General features: G+C 62.2%; 28 protein-coding genes. 18 read left to right on the top strand and 10 right to left on the bottom strand.

The window, feature by feature from the left end:
- Together GYH35_RS06480 and GYH35_RS06475 are read left to right on the top strand one after the other, a co-directional pair.
- Positions 1-941: ATP-binding protein (locus GYH35_RS06480; RefSeq protein ID WP_235936711.1), on the top strand; the 941-nt coding region annotated here is incomplete at its 5' end.
- Positions 942-1,022: 81 nt separating this feature from the next.
- On the top strand, positions 1,023-2,714 hold the full coding sequence (locus GYH35_RS06475; RefSeq protein WP_202624107.1) for an N-acyl-D-amino-acid deacylase family protein: 1,692 nt from the start codon (positions 1,023-1,025) through the stop codon (positions 2,712-2,714).
- Positions 2,715-2,748: 34 nt separating this feature from the next.
- Here the strand turns inward: GYH35_RS06475 and GYH35_RS06470 are convergent, their stop codons facing one another.
- Positions 2,749-3,780, bottom strand: coding sequence for an aldo/keto reductase (locus GYH35_RS06470; protein ID WP_161816346.1), 1,032 nt, complete (start codon positions 3,778-3,780; stop codon positions 2,749-2,751).
- A gap of 110 nt (positions 3,781-3,890) precedes the next feature.
- On the opposite strand from GYH35_RS06470, the gene GYH35_RS06465 reads away from it, so the two are divergent.
- Both GYH35_RS06465 and GYH35_RS06460 read left to right on the top strand, forming a co-directional pair.
- Positions 3,891-4,394 carry an asparaginase domain-containing protein gene (locus GYH35_RS06465; protein ID WP_161816389.1) on the top strand — a complete coding sequence of 168 codons (504 nt, stop codon included), beginning with the start codon at positions 3,891-3,893 and terminating at the stop codon, positions 4,392-4,394.
- A gap of 38 nt (positions 4,395-4,432) precedes the next feature.
- The gene (locus GYH35_RS06460) at positions 4,433-6,118 is read left to right on the top strand and encodes an AMP-binding protein (protein ID WP_161827917.1); all 1,686 of its coding nucleotides are present in this window, start codon (positions 4,433-4,435) and stop codon (positions 6,116-6,118) included.
- Positions 6,119-6,122: 4 nt separating this feature from the next.
- On the opposite strand, the gene GYH35_RS06455 is transcribed toward GYH35_RS06460, so the two are convergent.
- The gene (locus GYH35_RS06455; protein WP_161816348.1) at positions 6,123-7,013 is read right to left on the bottom strand and encodes a helix-turn-helix domain-containing protein; all 891 of its coding nucleotides are present in this window, start codon (positions 7,011-7,013) and stop codon (positions 6,123-6,125) included.
- Positions 7,014-7,301: 288 nt separating this feature from the next.
- Between GYH35_RS06455 and moeB the strand changes: the two genes are divergently transcribed.
- A complete protein-coding gene (gene moeB / locus GYH35_RS06450; RefSeq protein ID WP_161816349.1) occupies positions 7,302-8,447 on the top strand; it encodes a molybdopterin-synthase adenylyltransferase MoeB in 1,146 nt (381 codons plus the stop codon).
- Between the two features lie 12 nt (positions 8,448-8,459).
- Here the strand turns inward: moeB and GYH35_RS06445 are convergent, their stop codons facing one another.
- Positions 8,460-8,651 carry a hypothetical protein gene (locus tag GYH35_RS06445; protein WP_161816350.1) on the bottom strand — a complete coding sequence of 64 codons (192 nt, stop codon included), beginning with the start codon at positions 8,649-8,651 and terminating at the stop codon, positions 8,460-8,462.
- Positions 8,652-8,849: 198 nt separating this feature from the next.
- Between GYH35_RS06445 and GYH35_RS06440 the strand changes: the two genes are divergently transcribed.
- Positions 8,850-9,200, top strand: a complete 351-nt coding sequence (locus tag GYH35_RS06440; RefSeq protein WP_202624106.1) for a DUF4870 family protein — start codon at positions 8,850-8,852, stop codon at positions 9,198-9,200.
- A 5-nt stretch (positions 9,201-9,205) separates the two neighbouring features.
- Here the strand turns inward: GYH35_RS06440 and GYH35_RS06435 are convergent, their stop codons facing one another.
- The 4 genes from GYH35_RS06435 to GYH35_RS06420 are packed head-to-tail and all read right to left on the bottom strand — an operon-like array spanning position 9,206 to position 12,602.
- Positions 9,206-10,588, bottom strand: a complete 1,383-nt coding sequence (locus GYH35_RS06435; protein ID WP_161816351.1) for a sulfite reductase subunit alpha — start codon at positions 10,586-10,588, stop codon at positions 9,206-9,208.
- A 7-nt stretch (positions 10,589-10,595) separates the two neighbouring features.
- On the bottom strand, positions 10,596-11,402 hold the full coding sequence (locus GYH35_RS06430) for a DUF4198 domain-containing protein (RefSeq protein ID WP_161816352.1): 807 nt from the start codon (positions 11,400-11,402) through the stop codon (positions 10,596-10,598).
- A gap of 16 nt (positions 11,403-11,418) precedes the next feature.
- Positions 11,419-11,940: a DUF2271 domain-containing protein gene (locus GYH35_RS06425; RefSeq protein ID WP_161816353.1), complete on the bottom strand. Its 522-nt coding sequence runs from the start codon at positions 11,938-11,940 to the stop codon at positions 11,419-11,421.
- A gap of 8 nt (positions 11,941-11,948) precedes the next feature.
- Positions 11,949-12,602 carry a PepSY-associated TM helix domain-containing protein gene (locus GYH35_RS06420; protein WP_161816354.1) on the bottom strand — a complete coding sequence of 218 codons (654 nt, stop codon included), beginning with the start codon at positions 12,600-12,602 and terminating at the stop codon, positions 11,949-11,951.
- A gap of 213 nt (positions 12,603-12,815) precedes the next feature.
- On the opposite strand from GYH35_RS06420, the gene GYH35_RS06415 reads away from it, so the two are divergent.
- The 5 genes from GYH35_RS06415 to GYH35_RS06395 all read left to right on the top strand — a co-directional run bounded on the left by GYH35_RS06415 (position 12,816) and on the right by GYH35_RS06395 (position 16,419).
- Positions 12,816-14,201, top strand: coding sequence for an L-serine ammonia-lyase (locus tag GYH35_RS06415; RefSeq protein ID WP_244319117.1), 1,386 nt, complete (start codon positions 12,816-12,818; stop codon positions 14,199-14,201).
- Between the two features lie 88 nt (positions 14,202-14,289).
- Positions 14,290-15,435: a DUF6607 family protein gene (locus GYH35_RS06410; protein WP_161827916.1), complete on the top strand. Its 1,146-nt coding sequence runs from the start codon at positions 14,290-14,292 to the stop codon at positions 15,433-15,435.
- A gap of 165 nt (positions 15,436-15,600) precedes the next feature.
- Complete coding sequence (gene hemP, locus GYH35_RS34830; RefSeq protein WP_246038825.1) at positions 15,601-15,729, top strand: hemin uptake protein HemP; 129 nt, start codon at positions 15,601-15,603, stop codon at positions 15,727-15,729.
- A 175-nt stretch (positions 15,730-15,904) separates the two neighbouring features.
- The gene (locus GYH35_RS06400; RefSeq protein WP_161827915.1) at positions 15,905-16,099 is read left to right on the top strand and encodes a hypothetical protein; all 195 of its coding nucleotides are present in this window, start codon (positions 15,905-15,907) and stop codon (positions 16,097-16,099) included.
- A 17-nt stretch (positions 16,100-16,116) separates the two neighbouring features.
- Positions 16,117-16,419: a hypothetical protein gene (locus tag GYH35_RS06395; RefSeq protein WP_161816358.1), complete on the top strand. Its 303-nt coding sequence runs from the start codon at positions 16,117-16,119 to the stop codon at positions 16,417-16,419.
- Positions 16,420-16,459: 40 nt separating this feature from the next.
- Here GYH35_RS06395 and GYH35_RS06390 read toward each other — a convergent pair whose 3' ends face one another.
- The 3 genes from GYH35_RS06390 to flgA all read right to left on the bottom strand — a co-directional run bounded on the left by GYH35_RS06390 (position 16,460) and on the right by flgA (position 18,317).
- Positions 16,460-16,945: a flagella synthesis protein FlgN gene (locus GYH35_RS06390; RefSeq protein WP_161816359.1), complete on the bottom strand. Its 486-nt coding sequence runs from the start codon at positions 16,943-16,945 to the stop codon at positions 16,460-16,462.
- Between the two features lie 13 nt (positions 16,946-16,958).
- Entirely contained in the window at positions 16,959-17,273 is a 315-nt protein-coding gene (gene flgM, locus GYH35_RS06385) for a flagellar biosynthesis anti-sigma factor FlgM (protein ID WP_161816360.1), read from the bottom strand.
- Between the two features lie 333 nt (positions 17,274-17,606).
- Entirely contained in the window at positions 17,607-18,317 is a 711-nt protein-coding gene (gene flgA / locus GYH35_RS06380) for a flagellar basal body P-ring formation chaperone FlgA (protein WP_161827914.1), read from the bottom strand.
- A 461-nt stretch (positions 18,318-18,778) separates the two neighbouring features.
- On the opposite strand from flgA, the gene flgB reads away from it, so the two are divergent.
- The 7 genes from flgB to flgH are packed head-to-tail and all read left to right on the top strand — an operon-like array spanning position 18,779 to position 23,852.
- Positions 18,779-19,186, top strand: coding sequence for a flagellar basal body rod protein FlgB (gene flgB / locus GYH35_RS06375; RefSeq protein ID WP_161816362.1), 408 nt, complete (start codon positions 18,779-18,781; stop codon positions 19,184-19,186).
- 13 nt (positions 19,187-19,199) lie between these two features.
- Complete coding sequence (gene flgC, locus GYH35_RS06370) at positions 19,200-19,613, top strand: flagellar basal body rod protein FlgC (RefSeq protein ID WP_161816363.1); 414 nt, start codon at positions 19,200-19,202, stop codon at positions 19,611-19,613.
- Between the two features lie 15 nt (positions 19,614-19,628).
- The gene (locus GYH35_RS06365) at positions 19,629-20,303 is read left to right on the top strand and encodes a flagellar hook assembly protein FlgD (RefSeq protein WP_161816364.1); all 675 of its coding nucleotides are present in this window, start codon (positions 19,629-19,631) and stop codon (positions 20,301-20,303) included.
- Positions 20,304-20,326: 23 nt separating this feature from the next.
- Positions 20,327-21,550, top strand: coding sequence for a flagellar hook protein FlgE (flgE, locus tag GYH35_RS06360; RefSeq protein WP_161816365.1), 1,224 nt, complete (start codon positions 20,327-20,329; stop codon positions 21,548-21,550).
- A 43-nt stretch (positions 21,551-21,593) separates the two neighbouring features.
- Positions 21,594-22,337 (top strand): flagellar basal-body rod protein FlgF, encoded by a 744-nt coding sequence (gene flgF / locus GYH35_RS06355; RefSeq protein WP_161816366.1) that lies wholly within the window; start codon positions 21,594-21,596, stop codon positions 22,335-22,337.
- A gap of 36 nt (positions 22,338-22,373) precedes the next feature.
- A complete protein-coding gene (gene flgG, locus GYH35_RS06350) occupies positions 22,374-23,159 on the top strand; it encodes a flagellar basal-body rod protein FlgG (protein ID WP_161827913.1) in 786 nt (261 codons plus the stop codon).
- A gap of 12 nt (positions 23,160-23,171) precedes the next feature.
- A complete protein-coding gene (flgH, locus tag GYH35_RS06345) occupies positions 23,172-23,852 on the top strand; it encodes a flagellar basal body L-ring protein FlgH (RefSeq protein ID WP_202624105.1) in 681 nt (226 codons plus the stop codon).
- Positions 23,853-23,869 lie beyond the last annotated feature (17 nt).

The following is a 23,869-nucleotide window of genomic DNA, read 5'->3' as shown; positions in this document are numbered from 1 at the left end:
GCGCCACGGTGCCCGCCATGGTCGAGATCAGCTGCAACTTCGCCAAGAACCTGCCGCCGGTGCGGGCCGATGCGACCCAGATCCATCAGGTCATCATCAATCTGGTCACCAATTCAGCGCACGCGATCGGCGAGGGCGCGCGCGGATCCATCGTAGTGACGCTCGATGAAGTGCACGTGACGCAGGACCATGCGGTTACGCCTCAGCTGAAGCCCGGCCAATATGTACGCTTGTGTGTTACGGACACGGGCAGAGGCATGGATCAAGCCACGCTCGATCGCATGTTCGATCCATTCTTCACGACGAAACCGGCGGGCCGCGGCACGGGGTTGGGATTGAGTGTCGTGGACGGCATCATGCGCAGCCACGAGGGCGCGGTATTCGCTACGAGCCGGCCCGGGCACGGCACGACCTTGCGCTTGTATTTCCCTGTAGCCGATCTGACGCCGCTGGCGGAGGATTCGCTGGCGCGTGACATCGCGCCACCCGCTGCACAAAGCCCCAGGCCACGCGAGCTTGCGCCTTCCGAAGTGGAGGGCCGCGGCCGTCGCGTAATGTATATCGATGACGAAGACTCGCTCGTTTATCTGATGACGCGAGTGCTGCAGAAGTCCGGCTATCGCGTTACCGGCTTCACCGATGCCCAGCAGGCGCTGCAAGCGTTGCAGGAGCGGCCCGCCGAGTTCGATGTGGTCGTCACCGATCTCTCCATGCCGGGCATGTCGGGCTTTCATGTGGCGCAGGCCATTCGAGAGATTCGCGCCGATCTCCCCGTCGTGGTCACGTCCGGATACGTCCGCGCCGAGGATCGCAAGACTGCCAAGGAAGTCGGCGTGCGCGATCTGGTGCCAAAGCCCGATACCGTCGAAGAGCTGGCCGGCGTGCTGGCCAAGGTGTTCGAAAACCGCAGAGGATCGGGCAGGAAGCCGGCGCCTGGATGAGCTAACGTTGCTTAACTCTGTACGGCCCGCGCGGATTTGCGCTAGGGTCGCAACCCCGCATTCGCCATCGTTGGAGACATCGTGCGCCTCACGTCCATCGTCATTGCGAAGATCGTTCTATGCCTGGGCTGGGTCGGTGCGGCCTCGGCGGCCGAGCAGGTCGACCTGATCATCAACAACGGCGTCATCTACGACGGCAGCGGCGGCAATCCGGTCAAAGGCTCGGTCGCCGTGCGCGATGGTCGCGTCGTGGCAGTCGGCAAGCTCGCGGATTACCAGGCGAAGCAGACCGTCGATGCCAAGGGCCTCGCCGTTGCTCCCGGCTTCATCAATACGCTGTCCTGGGCGACCGAGTCGTTGATCCAGGACGGTCGCGCCATGAGCGACATCAAGCAGGGCGTGACGCTGGAGATCTTCGGCGAAGGCACCTCCATGGGGCCGGTCAACGCCACGATCAAACAGGAGATGCTCAAGACCCAGGGCGATATTCGCTATGACATCACCTGGACCACTCTCGGCGAATACCTGGACTTCCTCACCAAGAAGGGGGTCTCGCCGAACATCGCTTCGTTCATCGGCGCCGCCACGGTTCGGCAACATGAGATTGGGTACGCCAACCGCGCACCGACCGCCGAAGAGCTGGGCCGCATGCAGGAGCTGGTTCGTCAGGCGATGCGCGAAGGCGCGCTCGGCGTCGGCAGCTCGCTGATTTACGCGCCTGGCAATTATGCGAAGACCGACGAGCTGATCGCGATCACCAAGGCGGCCGGGGAATTTGGCGGCGCTTACATTTCTCACATGCGCAGCGAAGGTGATCGCTTCCTGGAAGCGCTGGATGAGTTGTTGCTGATCGCGAAGGAAGCCAAGGTGCCCGCGCAGGTCTATCACTTGAAAGCGGCGGGGCAGAAGAACTGGCCGAAGATGCAGCAGGCCATCGACAAGATCGAAGCTGCCCGCAAGTCCGGTCTGAAGATCACCGCGGACATGTATAGCTATACCGCAGGGGCGACCGGGCTCGATGCGGCCATGCCGACCTGGGTGCAGGAAGGCGGCATCGACGACTGGGTTGCACGCTTGAAGAAGCCTGAGATCCGCGCGCGCGTGATCAAGGAAATGCGCGATCCAAACGCGGACTTCGAGAGCCTGCTGCAAGCGGCGGGGTCCGCCGATCGCGTATTGCTGATCGGCTTCAAGACAGAAAAGCTCAAGCCGCTCACCGGCAAGACGCTGGCCGAAGTCGCCAGGATGCGTGGCGTGTCGCCGGAGGATGCGGCGATCGACCTGGTGATCGAAGACCACACGCGCGTCGGCACCGCCTACTTCCTGATGTCGGAAGAGAATGTGAAGCTCGGCTTGTCGCAGCCTTGGGTGAACATCGACTCGGATGCGGAAGCGGCGGCGCCGGAAGGGCCGTTCCTGCTCAGCAATCCGCACCCGCGCACTTACGGCACGTTCGCGCGCTTCCTCGGCCACTATGTCCGCGATCAGAAGGTGACGACGCTGCAGGATGCGATCCGTCGACTCACCAGCCTGCCGGCCACGACGTTCAAGCTGACCAACCGGGGTTGCCTGAAGCAGAACTGCTTCGCCGACATCGTGGTGTTCGATCCGGCCACGATCAAGGACCATGCGACGTTCGAGAAGCCGCATCAGTACGCGACCGGCGTGCAACACGTCTTCGTCAACGGCGTGCAAGTGCTTCGCGACGGCGAACACACCGGCGCGAAGCCCGGCCAGGTCGTGCGCGGACCTGGCTATCAGAAGGGCTCTTAGGCACGGCCCCCTCGGGGCGGTGCGAATGTGAGTATCAGACTGGCGGCGGATTGCGCTCCGTGAAGTCGCGCTGATGCCAGTACGGATAGGCCAGCGGTGTGGCGCTGGCCTCGTCCAGTTTCTTCACCTGCTCGGGGGTGAGATTCCAGTCGAGCGCACCGAGGTTCTGCTTCAGCTGCTGTTCGTTGCGGGCGCCGATGATGACGTTCGCGACGGTCGGCCGCTGCAATAGCCAGTTCAGCGAGATCTGCGGCACGGTCTTGCCGGTCTCCTTGGCTACTTCGTCGAGCGCATCGACGACCTTGTAGACGTACTCGTCCGCCACCTGCGGACCTTTGTCGACGCTCAGCTGCGAACGCAGGCGCGAGGTTTCGGGCAATGCCTGGCCGCGACGGATCTTGCCGGTCAGCCGGCCCCAGCCGAGCGGGCTCCAGACGATGGCGCTGACTTTCTGCTCGATGCCCAGCGGCATCAGCTCCCATTCGTAGTCGCGGCCGATCAGCGAGTAGTACGCCTGATGCGCGACGTGGCGGTTCCAGCCATGACGATCCGATGCCGCCAGCGATTTCATCAAATGCCAGCCGGAGAAGTTCGACACGCCGGTGTAACGCAGCTTGCCGGCGCGCACCAGGTCGTCGAGCGTTTGCAGCGTCTCTTCGACCGGCGTGAGTGCGTCGTAGCCATGCAGCTGGAAGATGTCGATGTAGTCGGTTCCCAGGCGGGTCAGTGCTTTATCGACTGCGCGGACCAGGTTGAAGCGCGAGGAGCCCACATCGTTCGGCCCCTGGCCATGCCGGAAGGTGGCTTTGGTGGAAATGATGACCTGATCGCGCCGGCCGCGGATGGCCGCGCCGAGGATTTCTTCTGCGGCGCCGCCGGAGTAAATATCGGCGGAGTCGAACATGTTGATGCCGGCTTCCAGGCAGATGTCGACCAGCCGGGTGGCTTCCTTCACATCGTTGTCGCCCCAACTCTTGAAGAACTCGCCCTTGCCGCCGAATGTGCCGGTGCCGAGGCTGAACACCGGGACCCTGAAGCCCGATGCGCCCAATTGCCTGAATTCCATCGCTGCTCTCCGCCAGACATAAAACTCGACGGGGACTTTAACGCACCGACTCGTGAAGCGGGTTCATGGCTCTACTTCAGTCGGGCGCTCGCGGCTGGTATCTTGCCCGGATGCAAAAAGTCACCCCACCCATCGTAGTCATTACCACCGGCGGCACCATCGACAAGGCCTACTTCGACGCGCTCAGCGCGTACAAGATCGGCGAGCCCATGGTCAAGAAGATGCTGGACGTAGCCAACGTCACGCGCCCGTTCCGCGTCGTCGAGATGTTCCGCAAGGACAGCCTGGACCTGACCGACCAGGATCGCCGGGCGCTGTTCGAGACGGTCGCCGCGCTCGACACCGATCGCGTCGTCATCACGCACGGCACCGACACCATGACCGACTCGGCCCAGGTGCTCAAAGCCATCGCGGGCAAGACCATCGTGTTCACAGGCGCGCTGTCGCCGGCCCGCTTCGCGGAGAGCGATGCGATGTTCAATCTGGGGATGGCTTTCGCAGCGGTGCAGACCTTGCCGGCGGGCGTGTACGTGGCCATGAGCGGCCAGGTCTTCCGTGGCGATGAGGTCAAGAAAGACCGCGAGCACGCACGCTTCGTCTCGACAGCCGAGTAAGCAAGCGGGCCGGACGCTCGCTTCAGGGGGATAGGACCATGGAGCTGAGCTATGTCTGCGGCACCAGTCCGGTGCCGTTGCTTTACAAGACCGTCGGCGTCGCACTCGAGGACGCCGCGCGTCGCTGGGCCGACCGGCCGGCGCTGATCGTCCGCCATCAGAACATCCGCTGGACCTATCGTGAATTGAACGAAGCGGCGGATCGCTTCGCTGCTGGCCTGAGCAACCTCGGCCTGCAGCCGGGCGACCGCGTCGGCATCTGGTCGGCGAATCGCTATGAATGGGTGCTCACCCAATTCGCAACGGCGAAGGCCGGGCTGATCCTGGTCAACGTCAATCCCGCGTATCGAATTTCCGAGCTCGAATTCGCGCTCAATAAAGTGGGCTGCAAGGCGCTGATCCTCGCGCCGAGTTTCAAGAGCAGCGACTACATCGGCATGTTGCGGCAACTCGCGCCAGAGCTGGCGACGAGTGCGGTGGGCGATCTGCAGGCAGCGCGGCTGCCGACGTTGCGCACGGTAATTCTCACCGATGACGCGCGTGTGCCGGGCTTCATGCCGTTCCGCTCGGTTGAAACATTGGGCACGGATGTCGAACGCGAGCGGTTGAATGAGCTGCGCTCGCTGCTGCAGCCCGAAGATCCCATCAACATTCAATTCACGAGCGGCACGACGGGTCTGCCCAAGGGCGCGACGCTGTCTCATCACAACATCGTGAACAACGGCTACTTCGTGGCGAGCCACATGGGATTCACACACGAAGACAGTTTGTGCATTCCCGTGCCGTTGTATCACTGCTTCGGCATGGTGATGGGCGTGCTCGGCTGCGTGACGCACGGGGCGGCGATGATTTTCCCCGCCGAGGCGTTCGAGCCGGGTGCTGTGCTGGAAGCAGTCGCTGCCGAGAAGTGCACGGCGCTGTACGGCGTGCCAACGATGTTCATCGCCGAGCTGGATCATCCGCAATTTCGTGACTACGACCTCAGCTCTCTGCGCACAGGTGTCATGGCCGGCGCGCCGTGTCCTGTCGAAGTGATGAAGCGCGTCATCGCCGACATGAACATGCGCCAGGTCACCATCGCTTACGGCATGACGGAGACCAGTCCGGTCAGTTTCCAGAGTCGCAGCGACGATTCCATCGAACGTCGCGTGTCCACGGTCGGCCGGATTCACCCGCATCTCGAAGTGAAGATCGTCGATACGGAAGGGCGCGTTGTGCCGAGAGGCGAGCGCGGCGAGTTGCTGACTCGCGGCTACAGCGTGATGACCGGCTACTGGGATGACGCGGAGAAAACGCGTCAAGCCGTCGATGAGCAAGGCTGGATGCACACGGGCGATCTGGCGGTGATCGATGCCGAAGGTTATTGCAACATTGCCGGCCGCGTGAAAGACCTGATCATTCGCGGCGGCGAGAACATTTCACCGCGTGAAGTGGAGGAGTTCCTGTATCGGCATCCGCAGATCCAGGACGTGCAGGTCTTTGGCATTCCGGATCAGCGATACGGGGAAGTGGTGTGCGCGTGGATCAGGCTCAAAGGCGCCGAGCCGTGCGACGCCGACGCGATTCGCCTGTTCTGCCGCGACCAGATCGCGCACTTCAAAGTGCCGACCCACATTCGCTTCGTCGAGCAGTTTCCGATGACGGTCACCGGCAAGATTCAGAAGTTCATCATGCGCGAGCAGATGATCGCGGAGCTGCAACTCCGCGAAGACATCACTGCTTGAGTTATTAGATGTTCGCCGCTTGCTCCGCGACGTGCGGATGGGCCAGATCGCGACGCGCCGCTGCCGGCGTGACCCCCAGAATCTTGCGCATGTGACGAGCCAGGTGACTCTGATGCGCGAAGCCCGTCGCGAACGCGATTTGCGCGATCGACAACGACTCATCCTGTAGCAGCAACTTCGCCCGCTCCACGCGCCGGCGCAGGATGTACTGATGTACCGGAGTGCCGGTCGAGCGCCGGAACAGCGTCTTCAAATGCGACACGCTGACGCCGGCGACCTTCGCGATCTCGGCCAGCGACAGCTCGCTCTCCAGGTTGTCCTCGATGTGCGAGATCACCAGCTTGAGTTTCCATGCGCTCAATCCACCTTTGGGATCGCGCATCGGCAACGAGCGGCGGTTGTGACGTTGGAGCAGGCGCGCGGCGAGCGCGGTGCCGAGGCTCTCGCGGAACAGCCGTCCACCGGCGCCGCCGGAATCGAGGTCCGCCTTGATTGCCCAGCCGATGTGTTCGATGAACGGATCGCGCAACTGGAAGCGGTCGGCAATCTCGATATTGGACGGGTCCATGTCCAGCTCGACGGCCACACAGCGCAGTAACTCGTCGGGTACGCGCATCACCAGTGTGGTGCCGCTTTGTTTGGTTTCCCATGCCGCCGGTGTATGCGCCGGCACGATGTCCAGATCGCCCGCGACCTCGCGGCCATGGCGCAGCTTGCCGCCGCGATCGCAAGTGACTTCGACCGAGGGCCCGATATGCATGCACACGATGGCGTACGGCCGCGGGTCGATGCGCGTCAGACCGGCAGAGAAATTATTGATGTTGGCGTTGACTGTTCGCTGGACTCGCGGCGGTGCTGAGGTCGCAGCGGCCAGGGGGTTGCTCGTGGCACTCATCGGTGATCTCCGGCACCGTATTGCTGCGTCGAGGATACAACGAGAAAAGCCTTCTGGGCTGCTCCGCTGCGTGTCACTCCGCGTCCGATCGTGCTGACCCCGGGCTTAATAGGTCAGGCCCCCGACGCAGGAATTATCGAGCGAAGCTGGCGCGTGTCTCAACGGTCTGGCCGAAAGGGCGCGTGTCGGTGGAACAAGCTCGCAATCCATGCCACTGCGCTTTCTCTATTTAGCAACGGTTCAGGTTCGCGGTTGACAGCGTCCAGCCCAAGTGTGATGGTCGATTCCATGTCGACCCCGTCTACCGTCTCGTTATCTCCTGCGGATCTCGCGCGTTACAGCCGCCACCTGGCGTTGCGCGAGATCGGTGTCCAGGGCCAGGAAAAGCTCAAGGCCGCGAAAGTGCTGCTGGTCGGCGCCGGCGGCCTGGGTTCGCCGGCCGCGCTTTATCTGGCGGCCTCGGGCGTGGGCACGATCGGGGTGATCGACAACGACCGCGTCGATGTCTCGAATCTGCAGCGGCAGGTGCTCTATGACACGCAGAGCGTCGGGCGGCCCAAGGCCGACGCCGCGAAGGAACGTTTGCTCGCGCTCAACCCGGAGATCGAGCTGGTGTCGCACGCCGTCGAGCTGCGGGCTGCCAATGTGCGCGAGATCTTTGCCAGGTACGACGTCATTCTCGACGGCACCGACCGATTCAACACACGTTATCTCACCAACGACGCGTGCGTGATTCTGCGCAAGCCGTTGGTGTCGGCCGCCATCCATCGCTTCGAAGGGCAGGCGATGACGTATGCGCCCGGCCAGGCGCCTTGCTATCGCTGCTTGTTTCCTGAGCCGCCCGCGGACGGGCTCGTGCCGAACTGCGCCGAAGCCGGCGTGCTCGGTGTGTTGCCTGGCGTGATGGGCACGATCCAGGCGACCGAAGCGATCAAATTGATCGTTGGCGTCGGCGAGCCTTTGCTAGGACGCCTGTTGACCTACGACGCGTTGGCGATGCGCTTCGGAGAGTTTCGTTTCACGCGCCGTACGGACTGCGCCGTCTGCGGCGATCATCCGACGATTCACGAGCCCGCGGATCTCGCGGAGCTCTGCAGTGCCGATGTGATGGCACAGGTGCGGAATCTGTCGCCACTCGAGCTGCGAGAGCTGCTTGGCAAGGTGGCCATCGTCGATGTGCGCTCGCCGAGCGAGTTCGGCGCTTCACACTTGCCGGGCGCGGTACATATTCCTGTGAGCGAGATCCAGCGCCGGATCGATGAAGTGCCGCGCGACCGGCTGACTGTTTTCATCTGCCGGAGCGGGGCGCGCAGCTTGACCGCATCGGCCATCGCTACCCGCGCCGGGCTGGCGAATATCGCTCACTTGGAAGGCGGCTTGCTGGGCTGGGCCAAGGAGATCGACGAGTCGTTCGTCGTCGCTCCGGTCGGCTGAGGTTGGATCTCTTCAGCGAGCGCCTGCCCGGGTGAGATGCCTTACGTCACGTCGATCCGTGAGCCACCCCGCCGACGGCGTCCAGCCAGCGAGCTCGGCCCGACGCCGTTGCCACGCCTGCTCCAGCGTCTTCGCGGCTTCCGGCGAAGTCGTCTGAACATTCGTCGGCATGTGGACCACGTTGTCGTCTTCGATATCGAGCATGGACTTCTCCGCGCTTTCAAACTGTGGAAGGCAGATTACGCCGTCGCGATCCGACCATCATCGGGGCCCTTGGCATGTAATTGATTCCCCGCCGGCAAGAATCCAGGCCAGTCGCGGCTATTTGCCGGTGAATGCGGTTGAGCCGGAAGGTGACCGGCCGCACAATTTTCCCATTACTGCTGCTTGGGAGAGCCCGGCGTGAATCAGAGCGTTACGAACGGTTCGGCGAATACGTCGATGGTCAACGTCATCTACGTGCTCTATTTGCTGGCGTTGATTTCGGGCGTGACGGCGCTGATCGGCGTGATCGTGGCTTACGTCTACAAGGACGACGCACCCGAGTGGCTGCGCACGCATTACGAGTTGCAGATCCGCACGTTCTGGATGGGCTTGGCGATCGGCGCAGTCGGTGCGGTGTTGAGCTGGGTGCTGATCGGCATTCCGATCCTGATCGCGCTGGCGGTATGGTGGATCATCCGCTGCGTGAAGGGTCTGAGATACGTCGGCGAGCGTCAGCCTTATCCGAATCATCTCGGCTGGGGGATATAAGTTTCTCAGTACACGTCGCGCCGGTATCGACTGGAGATCGCCAACTCTTCCAGCGTGCCGGCGCCGAGTACCTCCGATAGTGCGGCGTCGACCGCCGGCGCCATTCCCTGCAAACTGCCGCAGACATAGATCGCGGCGCCGTCGTCGATCCAGCGTTTCAAGTCGTCGGCGCATTCGAGCACGCGATGCTGTACGTAGCGCCGTTCGGCTTGATCGCGTGAAAACACCAGATCGACGCGCTCCAATTTTCCTTCGTTGCGCCACCGCTCGATCTCATCGCCATAGAATCGGTCATGGGCGGCATTGCGTTCGCCGAAGATGAGCCAGTTGCGATGACGTTCTTCGCCGATGCGCGTCTTCAGCAGCGCACGCAATCCGGCGATGCCAGTGCCGTTGCCGATCAGGATCAACGGCGCATCCCCTTGAGGCGCATGAAAGTTCGGGTTGGTCCGCACACGGACGGCAACGTCATCGCCGACTCGCGCGCCAGCCGTCAGCCAGCCGCTGCCCAGTCCGGGCCCGCCATCCGGCCTTCGCATCTGTCGCACGAGTAGATGTATCGCTCCATCCGCCGGCAACGACGCGATGGAATATTCGCGATGGGGCAGCGGCTCGAGCTTCTCATCCCAAGTCGAATTGCGTGGATCGACTTCCGCGATATCGCCGGCTTGCCAGGTCGCGCTGGCATTGGTTTGGGGTTGTAGTTCGATGTGGAAACACGCGTCACCCGCGCTGCCGGGATTGACCTGATGTCGCGCTGTCAATCGCCAGCGATCGTAGCGAGGCGCTTCCCAGTCGGGCAGGTCCGGGCTGTTGCCGATAACGCTGAGCTGATGCTGCCAATGGCGTAGCGCGCCTTCATCGCCGTTGTCGACTTCGATCACGTCGAACAATGCGGTTGCGCCTTGATGTCTCAGCCACTGATCGATGCGATGGCCGAAGGCGCAGTAGTTGTCGTACTCACGATCGCCCAAGGCGAGCACGCCGTAACTCAGGCTCTTCAGTGGCACGGAGCTGTCGAGCACATCGCGAACGAATCCGGCCGCGGGATCTGGCGCGTCGCCTTCGCCAGTCGTGCTCACGACGAACAACGCCTGTTTCGCCTGCCGCAGGATCTCGTCGTCGACCTGCTGTAACGACGCGAGCATCACCGGCGCGCCGGCCGCCTGCAGCGATTGCGCCGTTCTATTTGCGAGTTCGGCCGCAAAGCCGGTTTGGCTCGCGAACGCGATCAAGGTGGGGGCGGCGGTCCGATCGGCGCCGGTGGCGACGAGTGCCGGCCGACGACGCGGCCATAGGAAATAGGCACTGGTCGTGAGATACAAAATCACAACGACGCACGCTGAGTACAGTCGTGCGTCGCTGAGACCGGCCAGAAGCTCGGACATTGCCGCCTTACTGCGGCAACACTTCGAACGTCGCGACGTAGCTCAGCCGGCGCTGCTTGGCCTGCTTCAGCGACGTCTTCTGATCTTCCGTGCCGGTTTCGAGCCAATACATGCCGGGCACGGGCCAGTTGACGCTCAGCTCGCCGTTCGCATCGGTCTTGAGCTTCTGCTCTTCCTGCTCGTTGCGATAGCGCGTGCCGCCAGGCTGCACGACCACGTCGAGATTGGCAGCGGGCTTGCCATCGATCAGGAACCGGAACTTCGACGCTTCACCGGCGTACAGATCGTTCGGATGCGTGAGCGGAATGAGCTCGAGCCCGATGTTGGCCGGCTTCAACGCGGTCTCGGTCGGCTTGCCGGCAGTGACGAACGTTTCGACGCGGCCGAACGATTCGCTGACCTGCAGGTTGTTCGCATCGGCGGGGACTTCCTTGGCGAACTTCTCGGCGTTACCCCGCCAGCGCTTGCGCTGACCGTTCTGTTCGTAGCTGGCGAACAGCCCATTGTTGACGAGCGCCACTTTGTACGTGCCGTTCTGCTTCAGCTGCACGTCGAACACGCTGCGATATTTGCCCGTGAACGGATTCTCCGCATTCACTTTCGAGCCGTCCGGCGCGGTGATCGCCAGTGAGTCCAGGCGCAGCGGGACATGGTTGAAGTAGAACAAATCATTCGAGACGGCCGCGTCGACCGTGATCCATTGATCGACGGTCGAGACGGTGGCGGAGGGCAGCAGCCACATCTTGTGCGCATGGCTCGCGAACGGCGCGAGCAGGGCAGCGGAAACAGCGAAGGCGCGAAGTGCGGTTTTCATGGTTTTCCTCGCCAAGTTAAGGAGTGACGTTGAGGGTGATGGCGCCGAGCTCGGTCTTGCCTTGAGCCGTCGCCGTTTGTTTCTGGGTGCCGGGCCATTCGAACGGCAAGCGGAGCAGCTCGCGTCCGCCGACTTCACGCGTTGCTTCGACCACGACGTTGTATTTGCCGGGCGCGAGAGTGGCGAGCTGTTTGTCACTGCCCTTGTAGGTCAGCACGTGCGCGCCGACCGGACGCGTCGCACCGGTCACGCCGTCGACGGGCATCTGTAACTCGCGGCCGCCACGTCGCCACCACTGGCGCAGGTCTTTCAGCCACTGCGTGCCGTCTTCTTTCTTCGAATCGGTTTGATACCAGACGGCGAGTTGCGCGGCCGTGCTTTGATCCTGGTTCTCGACCCACACCGCGACATAGGGGCGATGATATTCGGCCACGTCGAGCCGCGGAATTTCCAGCTTCAGATTCAATTCGGCGCCGGACGATGCGGCGCTCGCTCCCATCAGCAGCATGGCGCCTGCCAGCTTTGTGATTCTTCTCATGACCCACCTCAATGGATGAACAAAATCGCCAGCAGCAGCGGCAGCACCAATCCTAGGCCCACCATTGGCCAGGTGCCCGGACGATTGCCCGCGTGCATTTTCAGAAGCAGCAGCCCGGTGATTGCGAACACCAGCGCCGCGAATGCGAACACATCGATGAACAAACTCCACGCAGCGCCCGCGTTGCGGCCCTTGTGCAGATCGTTGAAGTACGACAGCCAGCCGCGATCGGTGAGTTCGTGCGTGACCTCGCCGTCCTCCAGATTCACGGTCAGCCAGGCGTCGCCGCCGGGGCGGGGCAGGGACACGTAGATTTCATCGTCGGACCATTCGGTCTCGCGATCGGCGGCTCGCACCGACAAGGTTTCGCCGAGCCAATCGGCCACTGGCGCCGGCAGCGCCGCTTTCTCATCGGCGTCCGTCTCCCACGTCTTCTTCAATTGCGCGAGCAATGAATCGGGGAGTTGAGCAGTCTGTGTCGTCACTTCCGGCTTCGCGCCGATCCACGACGCATGGTTGAGCGTGAAGCCGGTGATGCTGAACAACACCATGCCGATGAGGCACATCGCGGCGCTCATCCAGTGCCACTGGTGAAGGTGCTTCAACCAGAACGCGCGGGTCTTCTGCGCTCGAGCGGATGAGGCGCGGATGGCTTCAGCCATGGACAATCGCTTCGATCGCGGCGGAAATCACTGGCGGACCGTACTCATTGCAAGGTGAATGACCGGCATCATATGAGAATAATTCTCATTGGCAAGCCTCTAGCAAGAAATTTCGAAATTGTCCTGAGACATCGATTAATGTGTCCGCCCGCAACACCGCCATGCAGTCGGTGCGTTTAGTATTTGCAGCCTGGCATCGAGCGAGAGTCACACTTGAGCGCAGCGTCCGTCAGCGTCTTCGACATGTTCAAAATCGGCATCGGGCCGTCGAGCTCCCACACCATGGGGCCGATGACGGCCGCCTGCCGGTTCGCGAAGTCGCTGGAAGATCAGGGAATATTGGCGCGAGTCGCGCAAGTGACCGTCACTCTGTACGGTTCGCTGGCGCTCACCGGCAAGGGCCACGCGACCGATACCGCGGTCACCACGGGGCTTGCGGGCTTTTTGCCCGCGCAGGTCAATCCCGATGCCGCCGCTCAGTTGATCGAAGATGTCCGTCAGCACGGCAAGATCCTGCTGGCCGGCCGGCATGAGATCGAGTTCCGCATCGAGCGCGACATTCACTGGAAATTCAAAGAAAGCCTGCCCTATCACCCGAACGCGCTCACTCTGATCGCGCGCGATGCAAGCGGCGAGTTGCTGCGAGAAGCGACTTTCTATTCTGTCGGCGGCGGCTTCGTCGTCAGCGACGAGGAAGCCAAAGCGCCCGCAGCCGCGCTGGCGGCAAGAGCAGTTCCGCTGCCGTTCTCCGACGCCGCCGAGTTGCTGGAAGTCGCTGAAAACAATGGCCTCACGATCGCCGAGCTGATGATGCGCAATGAATGCGCGACCCGCAGTCGCGAGGAAGTGCTCGCTGGACTCGACGGCATCGCGGAGGCCATGAATTCATGCATCGATCGAGGGCTGCGTCAGGAAGGGGTGTTGCCGGGCGGTTTGAACGTGAAGCGTCGGGCCGCAAAGCTGCGCGCCGCGCTGGAAAAGCGCGAGCAGACGCAATCCGCCGATGCCCTCATCGCGATGGATTGGATTAACGCCTGGGCGCTAGCGGTCAACGAAGAGAATGCCTCGGGCGGCAAAGTGGTCACTGCGCCGACGAATGGCGCGGCCGGCGTCGTGCCAGCTGTACTGCGTTATTACGATCGCTACTGTAATGGTACGCGCGAAGGTCGCCATGTCTTCTTGCTGACGGCCGCGGCGATTGGATCGCTCTACAAACTCAACGCCAGCATCTCGGCCGCGGAAGTGGGCTGTCAGGGCGAGATCGGCGTCGCTTGTTCCATCGCGGCCGCTGGTCTCACCGCCGCGCAAGGCGGGACGAATGAGCAGATCGAGAACGCCGCCGAGATCGGCATGGAGCACAACCTCGGCCTGACGTGCGATCCCATCGGCGGCCTGGTGCAGATTCCCTGTATCGAGCGCAACGCTACCGGCGCAGTGAAGGCCGTGGACGCGTCGCGCCTCGCGCTCATGGGCGACGGTTCGCATCACGTCACGCTCGATAAAGTGATCGAGACCATGCGGCGGACCGGCGCCGACATGCAGGATTCCTACAAAGAGACCTCTTTGGGCGGACTCGCCGTCAACCTGCCGGAGTGCTGACCCTGCAATCCTGAGCGCCAGCTCGCTTACACTGACGGGACCGCCAGGACCACGTCGGATCCAAGCTGAAGCGTTCAGGAGTTTGATCATGATCAGACTGGAAGGTTGGGTCGTTGCGCTCGCGGCGACTTTGTTTGTTAGTGCGGCGTCGGGCGCCGACGAGTACTCAGGCAAACCACAACAGACTTCGGCGCCGGCGCGCTACACGTTCTCGTGGCCTTTGGAAGCGGGCGCGCCAGCGCCGCGCGGTGGTACTACCAAAGGCGCGCCGATCACACTCGATCTCGAACCGTCGAAAGCGTGGAAAGATTTGCGCGCCGACGGCATCTCGGCTCAGGAACGCGATCGTCGCGCCATCGTCGCCATGGCCGGCACGTTTCGAGTCACGTTCGACTTCCTGGAAGTCGTGCCTTTCAAGCGGCAGGACAAGCCGAACGCGCCTTATCAATCGTGGGGCACGGAAAAGATCTACGTCGACAGCGACGACGGCAAGAACATCAGCCTGGTGCACATTCTCGAGATGCGCATCGTGCAGAAGGATGGCTCGATCAGCGAGCCCATGGTCACCAAACATTGGCGCCAGGACTGGCAATACGAGCCGACGCACATCGTCGAGTATCGCGGTCGCGACCGCTGGCAGCGTCGCAAGCTCAGCGCCGCCGAATCCAAGGGCGCGTGGCTGCAAACGGTTTATCAAGTCGACGAATCGCCGCGCTACGCCAGCGTCGGACGTTGGGAACATTCCGCGAGTTTCTCCACCTGGTTGAGCGGCGAAACCTGGCGGCCGCTGCCACGCCGCGAATGGAGCGTGCGCGATGACTATCAAGCGCTGGTCGGCACCAATCGTCACACCATTTCGCCGACCGGTTGGATCCAGGAAGAAAACAATCTGAAGACGGTGCTCACGTCGACGCGGACCGTCGATCCATCGCAACCGTATGTCGCGCGCGAATACGGCGTCGCTCGTTACGAGCGGATTCGCGACGCTGATTTCGCGCAAGCCGATGCTTATTACGATCGAACCAAACAATTCTGGGACCAGGTGCGTGACGAGTGGTCGCAGATCTTCGTGAAGCAGGGCGAAGTCACATTGAAGGGGCCGGTCGACAAACTCGGCCTGTTCCACCCGCTCTTCGCGCAGGCGGATGAGATTGCGGAGAAGGGCGCTGCGGCCAGCTCCGATAGTCAGACCGTCATACGTAATGCATTGAAAGATATGGGCGCTTTGCCCTAAGTCCCCGGTCCGGCATAGGTACAAAACCGAAGGAAGCAAAAAAAGTCCAATAGACCCTTGCACTGTTAGTGAGAGTCATTATCATTTGCATCCATGCTGCAACCACAACCCAAAACCCCTCTCCGCCCAGCGGAGGTTCGATCGCCGGCCACCGAGCTTGCTCGTTTGCCGGCGATTCCTTTACTGCGTTCCGAAGAGCTCTTCGGCAAGGCGCGGGAAATTCTGATCGAGCACAGCGGCGGTTATTACCGCTTGCGTGTGACTCACAGTAACAAGCTCATCCTCACGAAGTGACCGTGCCGGTCACGTGAGTCCTGCGGGACTCCGTGAGCTTGTTGCTGACACTATCGGTCGCGAGGTCGAAGACCTTTGCGATCTCGCCAGCAAGCGCCGCTTCCTCCCCCTCCAGCGGCGCAGCCAGCTATCTCACATCGCCGCCGAATAAAACATCGGCGTAGTCGAGGTAGTCGTGCCAACAGATGTTTGGTTGCTGATCTTCGCTCTGGCCGCCTGGCTGCTGGCAGGCGCACTCGCTTATTCAGCATCGCCGCGGCAACGCTGGTTGCGCGTGCCGCTCCCCACCTTCCCAACTCTTGTCAGCGCCGTGCTCGCCGCGATCGTCGGTTTGCGAGCCTGGGCCGAGGCGCTGCATTTCGTGTCCTGAGTCGACGGAGCCAAGTGATGAACGCAGTCGTATCCCGCCGTTGTTTGACTCGTGTGATGACCGATGACGATCGCGGCGTGGAAGTGGCGCAGCTGCAATCCGTCATGCATCGGATTCAGAACTCGCTGCGTGACGTGCCGATGGCGCAACGTGAGTACATTGCGAATGCGCTGCTGAACCTGGCGGTTTCGCGCATGCTGAAACAAGAGGGCAGTGCGCTTACTGCGAGCATCCTGATGCGACTTGGCGATGTCGTCGCCAATGGCGATGCGCCGCCGGCTCCCGAAAGAGCCGTCGATCTGAATCACATCAACGGATAGAAAAACGTGGCCGCCGAGGCGGCCACGTGAAGGTAACGCTTTAGACGGAGATGATTACGCGGCCCGTGCGCGGCTGATTCTCGAATGCGCCCTGGCGGCCATAAGTCTTTGGCTGATTGGCGCGGCCAGTAACGATGTCCAACATGCCTTGAACGCGGCTCATACGCGCAGTGACCAATGCGCCATTGCGATCGTTGGCGGCACGGCAGCGATCGGCTCGCTCGCCCAATTCTTTCCAGCGCCGACGCAATTGTTTGGAAGGATCGCACCACGCCAGGACGCGATCGAGGCCTTGCTGATCCGGCGACACATTCAGTGCCCGGCACAGCGCCTTGCGGTCGTCGTCGATGCGCATCAACGTGCCGATGCAGTTCTGCCGCGCATTGCCTGCGCGCTCCAGTGCATCCACATCGTTGGCGACCAGATATTCGTGCTCGCGCTCGAGCAGCTGATGCAGCTGGTCGAGCGTGCCCGATTCTTCGGTGATCAATTTGTCGAGCGTATCGCGACAGACAACCGGATCCACGAAACCTCACTCCTTATTTAGCAGCAGCTCCCAGATCGCGGTCCATGCGGAGCAGCTTGTCGGCGATGCGCTCCGGCACCACCTGGTAACTACCGTCTTCGATCGCCTGGCGGATGCGCGCGACTTTCGCCTCGTTCACCACCGGCACGCTATTCACTGTCTGTTCCAGCGCCGCCAGCTTGCGGGCCTGATCAGTGATCTGCACGGGATTGGCCGGCTTGCTCGCCACTTCGGCCGAGCCAGCTGCGCCATCCTTCGCGCGAGTCACCGACTTATCGGTGCCCACCTGCACAGGGGTGTTCTGATAGCCAGTGATTTTGGTAGTCACGGTCCTTTCTCCGGTTGCGGCCACGACACCAACGTCGCACCGCTCGAAAGGGGTAACGGCCGCAATTCTGAGAACTTTAGCAACCTCATCGGCTGCGGCCTCAGACCTGCCTTAGGGGAATCGCCCAAGCCGCGAAATACCAGCGTGACAATAGGTCAAATCGACCTGGCTCCACTCACTCCTGCAAAGCGACACAACAGACGCAAAACTCGTCTCCACCTGAAGTTTCTGGGACTCGCGGCACATTCGCGGCGCGGCCGACGCTTGTGGCGTCGTTTGGCGACAGAGGGAAAACCCCAGTGTCAGAAAACTGCCGCGTTTTCGCGCGGGTTTTCATAACCCGACCCTGACAACTCCATCACTTTCCACCACACCTTCCACAACCTTGAGCGAGCTCACATTCTGGACCCGCACGCGCTCGTCGGCGGCGCCCTCGGTGAGCGCCTGGCCCTGGGCGCGAATCTGCACGCCACTGTTAGCGGCAATCAGCGTGACCTGTTGACCGCGGCGGACCAACACGTTCGGCTGGAGCATCTCGACGGTCAGCGCCGTGCCGACCGGCAGCGAGCGCTTCAACCGATGGCCCTGCAGGCTGGCGGCGTCACTGACAAACAGAGACGCCCGTCCGGGCATCCGCCGGACCTGCGGCTCGACATCGGTAAGCGCAACCGGCGAACGGCGGGCGAGCGGCCGGCGCAACACCAGCACCGACACTTCAACCTCGACGGTGACCGGCACATAGATCGTCCAGGGCGTTGCAGACGGGCAGCGCACGCCGATGGTCATGCGGCCGGTATTCATGCCCGTGCCCTGCGAGAACGCCTCGAGCGGCGAGGCGCATTCATCGAGCCGCAGTCGCGAGTCGAGATTGCCCGCGGTCACGAAATGCTTGACGGATTTTTCCGGCAGGGAAGCCCGTACGAATTGTTCGGCCGCCGCCTGAATCGATTCGATCGGTTGCACGTTGGCGCTCGCGTTCGCCGAGAACGCCAGCGCGGCGAGGGCGCTTGCCAACACACATATATAGGAACGAAGACTGGTCACTATCGAAACCGCCGAGAGTCGTCTCATTGACGCTGCCTGAAACAAAGCAAGTGAAATGCCACAAATCGCGCAAACCCCAGATCGCGCGCACCTCATCGTACGAACTGTGACGCACGCAACAAATCAGCCAGACGACGAAACGCGCACAAACCGACTGGACGGTTGGTGACGCTCTGAAGCGACGGTCGCCGTTACCACTGACGCCAACGGGCCGAGCGATAGCGAAGGCAGTAGGGGAGCACGGTGCCGGAAGGAGGGACGTCACCTCGGGCGGCGCCAGCCACCGACGTCGTCTCTGCCGAGCGGCAAAGCATTGCCGCCCTCGCATGTGACCCACGTCGCGAGATTTTTGTTTGCTAACGACCGAAGCGCTTCAGAGCCCTAGGAAACATGCGGCTCGCGCCGGTGTGGCACGCGCCTTGCTAACTACTTTCGCAGACAGTTTTCTGGCGGATGCAGTTATGACGAGCGCAATCGACAAACATCTTGGAGTGCACGCGCAAGCGCTGACGCTGCGCTCGCAGCGTACCGAACTGCTCGCGGCAAACCTTGCGAATGCCGACACGCCGGGCTATCGCGCTCGTGACATCGATTTCAAGAGCGCGCTGGCGCAGGCCAGCGGCAATGCGCAGCAGGGCGTGCATCTGCAGACGACGAATGCGGGACACATCGGGCCCAAGATGGTTAACGGCGCGCCCGCGCCTGAACTGAAATACCGCACGCCGCTCGCGCCCTCGCTCGATGGCAACACCGTGGACGCTCAATTGGAGCAGGCCGCGTTCGCCGAGAACACCGTTCGCTATCAGGCGACGCTGCAGTTCCTCAACTCGAAGTTCCGCGGCCTGATGACGGCAATCACGGGCCAATAAGAGGTAACGATTCATGTCCTCTTTCAATATTTTCAACATCGCCGGCTCCGGCATGAGCGCGCAGTCCGTGCGCCTCAATACCACCGCCAGCAACCTCGCGAACGCCGACAGTGTCAGCGGCGATCCGAACCAGGTTTACCGGGCCAAGCATCCGCTGTTCGAAGCCATTCGCACCGGCCTCGGCAAAGACGCGCAGAGCTCCGGCGTCGCCGTCAAAGGCATCTTCGAGAATCCGGAAGCGCCGAGCGCCCGCTACGAGCCGGGCAATCCGCTCGCCGACGCCAATGGCTATGTGTACGCGCCCAACGTGAACACCGTCGAGGAAATGACCGACATGATTTCGGCGTCGCGCTCGTATCAGAACAACGTCGAAGTGATGAATACCGCCAAGGAAATGATGCTGGCCACGCTGCGGCTCGGCTCGTAATAGAGAGTATTCGATATGACCATCGCCACCGATCCGATCCAGAACTGGGCCGCGCAAGCGCAGGCTGCTGCCGAGGCACAGGCGAAGAAAGATCAAACGCTCGGCATCGACTCGTTCCTGACGCTGATGACGGCGCAGTTGCGGAATCAGGATCCCTTGAAGCCGCTGGAAGGCACCGAGTTCATTTCGCAGCTGGCTACCTTCGGCACCGTGACCGGCGTGCAGGACATGGGCGCTTCGTTGGAAACATTGGCGTCGTCGCTCCGTGCCACGCAGACATTGAACGGCGCGACCATGATCGGCCGCGACATTCTCGCGTCGGCCGACAGCTTCGATCATACGCAGGGCGGCTCCGTCACCGGTCAGATTGACGTTCCCCCCGGCACGACTTCCTTGCAGCTGCGCATCACCGACTCGACTGGCGCGGTGGTCCGCGAGATCCAGCTCGAGACCGCCGAAGGCGCGCAGAACTTCACCTGGGACGGCTTGCGCAATGACGGCACCCAGGCTGAGTCGGATACCTACGACATCGAAGCCGTGGCCACCGTGCAAGGCGAAACAGGCTCGCTCGAGGTGCTGATGTCGGGCCGCGTATCCAGCGTCAGCCTCGATGCCACCGGCACCAATCTTTCTTTGAATACTGCGACGCTCGGCTCGATCTCGATGGCCGACGTGCGTCGCGTGCAGTAACGAATTCTTCAGGAGTCACCCACATGTCTTTCGGTATCGCGCTCAGCGGTCTCAATGCGGCTCAACAGGACTTGAACGTCACCGCCAACAACATCGCCAACTCCTCGACGACCGGCTTCAAGCAGTCGCGTGCCGAGTTCGCCGACATGTTCGCGGTGTCTCCGTACGGCGTGAACCGTAACGCGACCGGCAACGGTGTGAAGGTGGCCTCGGTGTCGCAGCAGTTCACCCAGGGCAACATCAACACCACCAACAACAGCATGGACCTGGCGCTCAGCGGCCAGGGCTTCTTCATTCTGAGCGACGGCGGCTCCACTGTTTACAGCCGCGCCGGCGCGTTCCGTCCGAACAACGACGGCTACGTCGTGAACAGCCAGGGCCAGCGTCTGCAGGTGTATCCGTCGGGAGCCAACGGCACATTCAACACCAGCACCATGACCGATCTGCGTCTGGTGACCAGCGAGAGCTCACCGGCCGCGACGACGGAAGTCGAGACGGTGTTCAATCTGCCGTCCGCCGCCACGGTGCCGACCACGACGCCGTTCGATGCGGCTGACGAGACCAGCTACAACACCGCGCGTTCGATGACTCTGTACGACTCGCTCGGCGCAGCCCACACCGCCAGCATGTACTACGTGAAGACGGCGACCAACGAGTGGGACATGCACGTGACCATCGACGGCAACCCGTCCGGCACGCAGCATCTCGTCTATGACCAGAACGGCAATCTGACGACGCCGGCCAACGGTCAGTTCGTGTTGCCGACCTACAATGCAGCCGCGGGCCTGTCGACGGGCGCAGCGGATATGAACGTGACCATGGATCTGAGCCGTACAACGCAGTATGGCGACACGTTCACCATGACTTCGATCACGCAGGACGGTTACACCACTGGCCGCCTGATCGGCATCGACATCGACTCCACCGGCGTGGTGCAGGCTCGCTTCACCAACGGTCAGTCGACGCAGCTCGGCCAGGTCGCGATCGCGAACTTCCAGAATCCGCAGGGCCTGCAGCAGCTCGGCGACACCACCTGGGCGCAGACGTTTGCTTCGGGCCAGCCGTTGAACGGCCAGGCCGGCAACTCCGGCTTCGGTCTGATCCAGTCGGGCGCGCTGGAAGCGTCGAACGTCGACATCACGGCGCAGCTGGTCAACATGATCACCGCGCAGCGCAACTTCCAGGCGAACTCGCAGATGATCTCGACCGCGGACCAGATCACCCAGACGATCATCAATATTCGCTAACTCACGACCCTCTGAAATTGTCAGAGATGAGATCGAGTAACTAATGGACCGCTTTCTCTACATCTCGATGTCGGGCGCCAAGGAGACCTTGCGCGCCCAGACCGCGAACAACCACAACCTCGCCAACGCGAGCACGACCGGTTTTCGCGCCGACATGAGCGCATTTCAAACGCGCAACGTGGCGGGATCGGGATATGCCTCGCGCGCGTACGCGACCAACTCGACGACGGGTTGGGATCCGACGCAAGGCGCGTTGACCGCGACCGGTCGCGACCTGGATGTGGGCGTCAACGGTGCGGGCTGGATTGCGGTGCTCGGCAAGGATGGGCGCGAGGCTTACACGCGCGCCGGCGATTTGCGCGTCGATCCGACCGGCATGTTGATGACCGGTGCGGGCTTGCAAGTGATGGGCGAGGGCGGTCCGATCAGTGTGCCGCCGAACACGTCGGCGACCATCGGCTCCGACGGCACGATCTCCGTCATTCCGTTGGGCCAGGGCGCGGAAACCACCGCGATGATCGGCCGCATCAAGCTGGTGAATCCGCCCGACGCGGACATGGTTCGCGGCGAGGACGGTTTGTTTCGCAGCGCCACCGGCGCCGACTTGCCGGCGGACGCGAACGTGAAACTCGTCACCGGCTCGCTCGAAGCCAGCAACGTCAACACCGCGGACGCCATGGTCAACATGATCGAGCTGGCGCGTCGCTTCGATCTGCAAGTGAAAGCGATGCGCACGGCCGAAGAGAACGCGGCGACCGCCGCGCAGCTGCTCCGTGGCGGCGTCTGATCCAGTTTCAGTTATTTGTAGCTTCAGGTACTCATCATGAATCCAGCCTTGTGGGCCGCCAAAACCGGACTCGATGCGCAGCAGACGCGCATGTCCGTGACTTCTCACAACCTCGCCAACGTCAACACGACCGGCTTCAAGAAGGGCCGCGCCGTGTTCGAGGACCTGCTGTATCAGAACGTGCGTCAGGTCGGCGGCTCGACCTCGCAGGACACGGTTGCTCCGACCGGCTTGTCGCTGGGCACGGGCGTTCGCGTCGTGGCGACGGAGAAGCAGTACACGCAAGGAAACATGCAGACCACCGGCAACAGCTTCGACGTTGCGGTGAACGGTCGTGGCTTTTTCCAGGTACTGCTGCCGGACGGCACGATGGGCTACACGCGTGACGGCGACTTCGAAGTCAGCCCGCAGGGCGAGCTGGTGACTAAAAGCGGCTATCGCGTGCAGCCGGGCATCACGATTCCGGACGGCGTGCAAACCATCACCATCGGCAAGGATGGCGTGGTCACGGCCAAGATGGACGGCGAAGCGCAACCGACCCAGATCGGCACGCTGCAGCTGGTGGACTTCATCAATCCCGCCGGCCTGCAGCCCAAGGGTGAAAACATTCTGGTCGAGTCCGCCGCGAGCGGTGCGCCGCAGGTCGGCACGCCGGGCTTGAACGGCCTGGGTTACATCGAGCAGGGCTCGCTGGAAGCGTCCAACGTCAACGTCGTGGAAGAGCTGGTGAACATGATCGAAACCCAGCGCGCCTATGAAATGAACTCCAAGGCGATTTCGACGACCGATCAGATGCTGTCGTATCTGACCAATCAGCTTTGAAGTAACTGAGCAATGATCAATCTCACCGTGCGCAACTTGTTCGTGATGGCCGCGGCTGCGTTCGCGCTCAGCGGCTGCGTGACGCCGCCCAAAGAGCCGGATTACTCCGCGACCTGGCCCGAGCCGGCGCCGACGCCGGAGCAGGGCAATGGCGCCATCTATCAGGTCGGCCACGACATCGCGCTGTTCGAGAACTCGGTGGCGCGCCGTGTCGGCGACACGCTGACGATCAAGCTCAACGAGAACACCAATGCCTCGAAGAGCTCCAGCACCACGACCAGCAAGTCGACCACCGTCGACATGCCGGGGCCGACCATTGCCGGCCGCCCGGTAACCGCCAACGGCACCGAGATTCTCAACATGTCGGTGGACAACAGCGCCGAGTTCGACGGCTCCGGCAACAGCAATCAGAGCAACCGACTTGTGGGCGACATCACAGTCACGGTGGCGCAGCGGCTGCCGAACGGCAATCTTCTGGTCAGGGGCCAGAAATGGATCACAATCAATCAGGGCCGCGAGTACGTGCGCATTCAGGGCATCGTGCGCCCCATCGACATCGATCCTGATAACTCCATCTCATCTTTGAAGGTTGCCGACGCGCAGATCGCCTATGGCGGCAAGGGCGCGCTCAACGACGCCAACACGCCGGGCCTGTTGGCACGATTCTTCAATATACCTTGGTTGCCGTTCTGATTGGCGGCGCCGAATCC

It is taken from the genome of Steroidobacter agaridevorans, assembly GCF_009932555.1.
In the GTDB taxonomy this organism is placed as follows: domain Bacteria; phylum Pseudomonadota; class Gammaproteobacteria; order Steroidobacterales; family Steroidobacteraceae; genus Steroidobacter; species Steroidobacter agaridevorans.
This window is presented reverse-complemented; position numbering and strand designations above follow the sequence as displayed.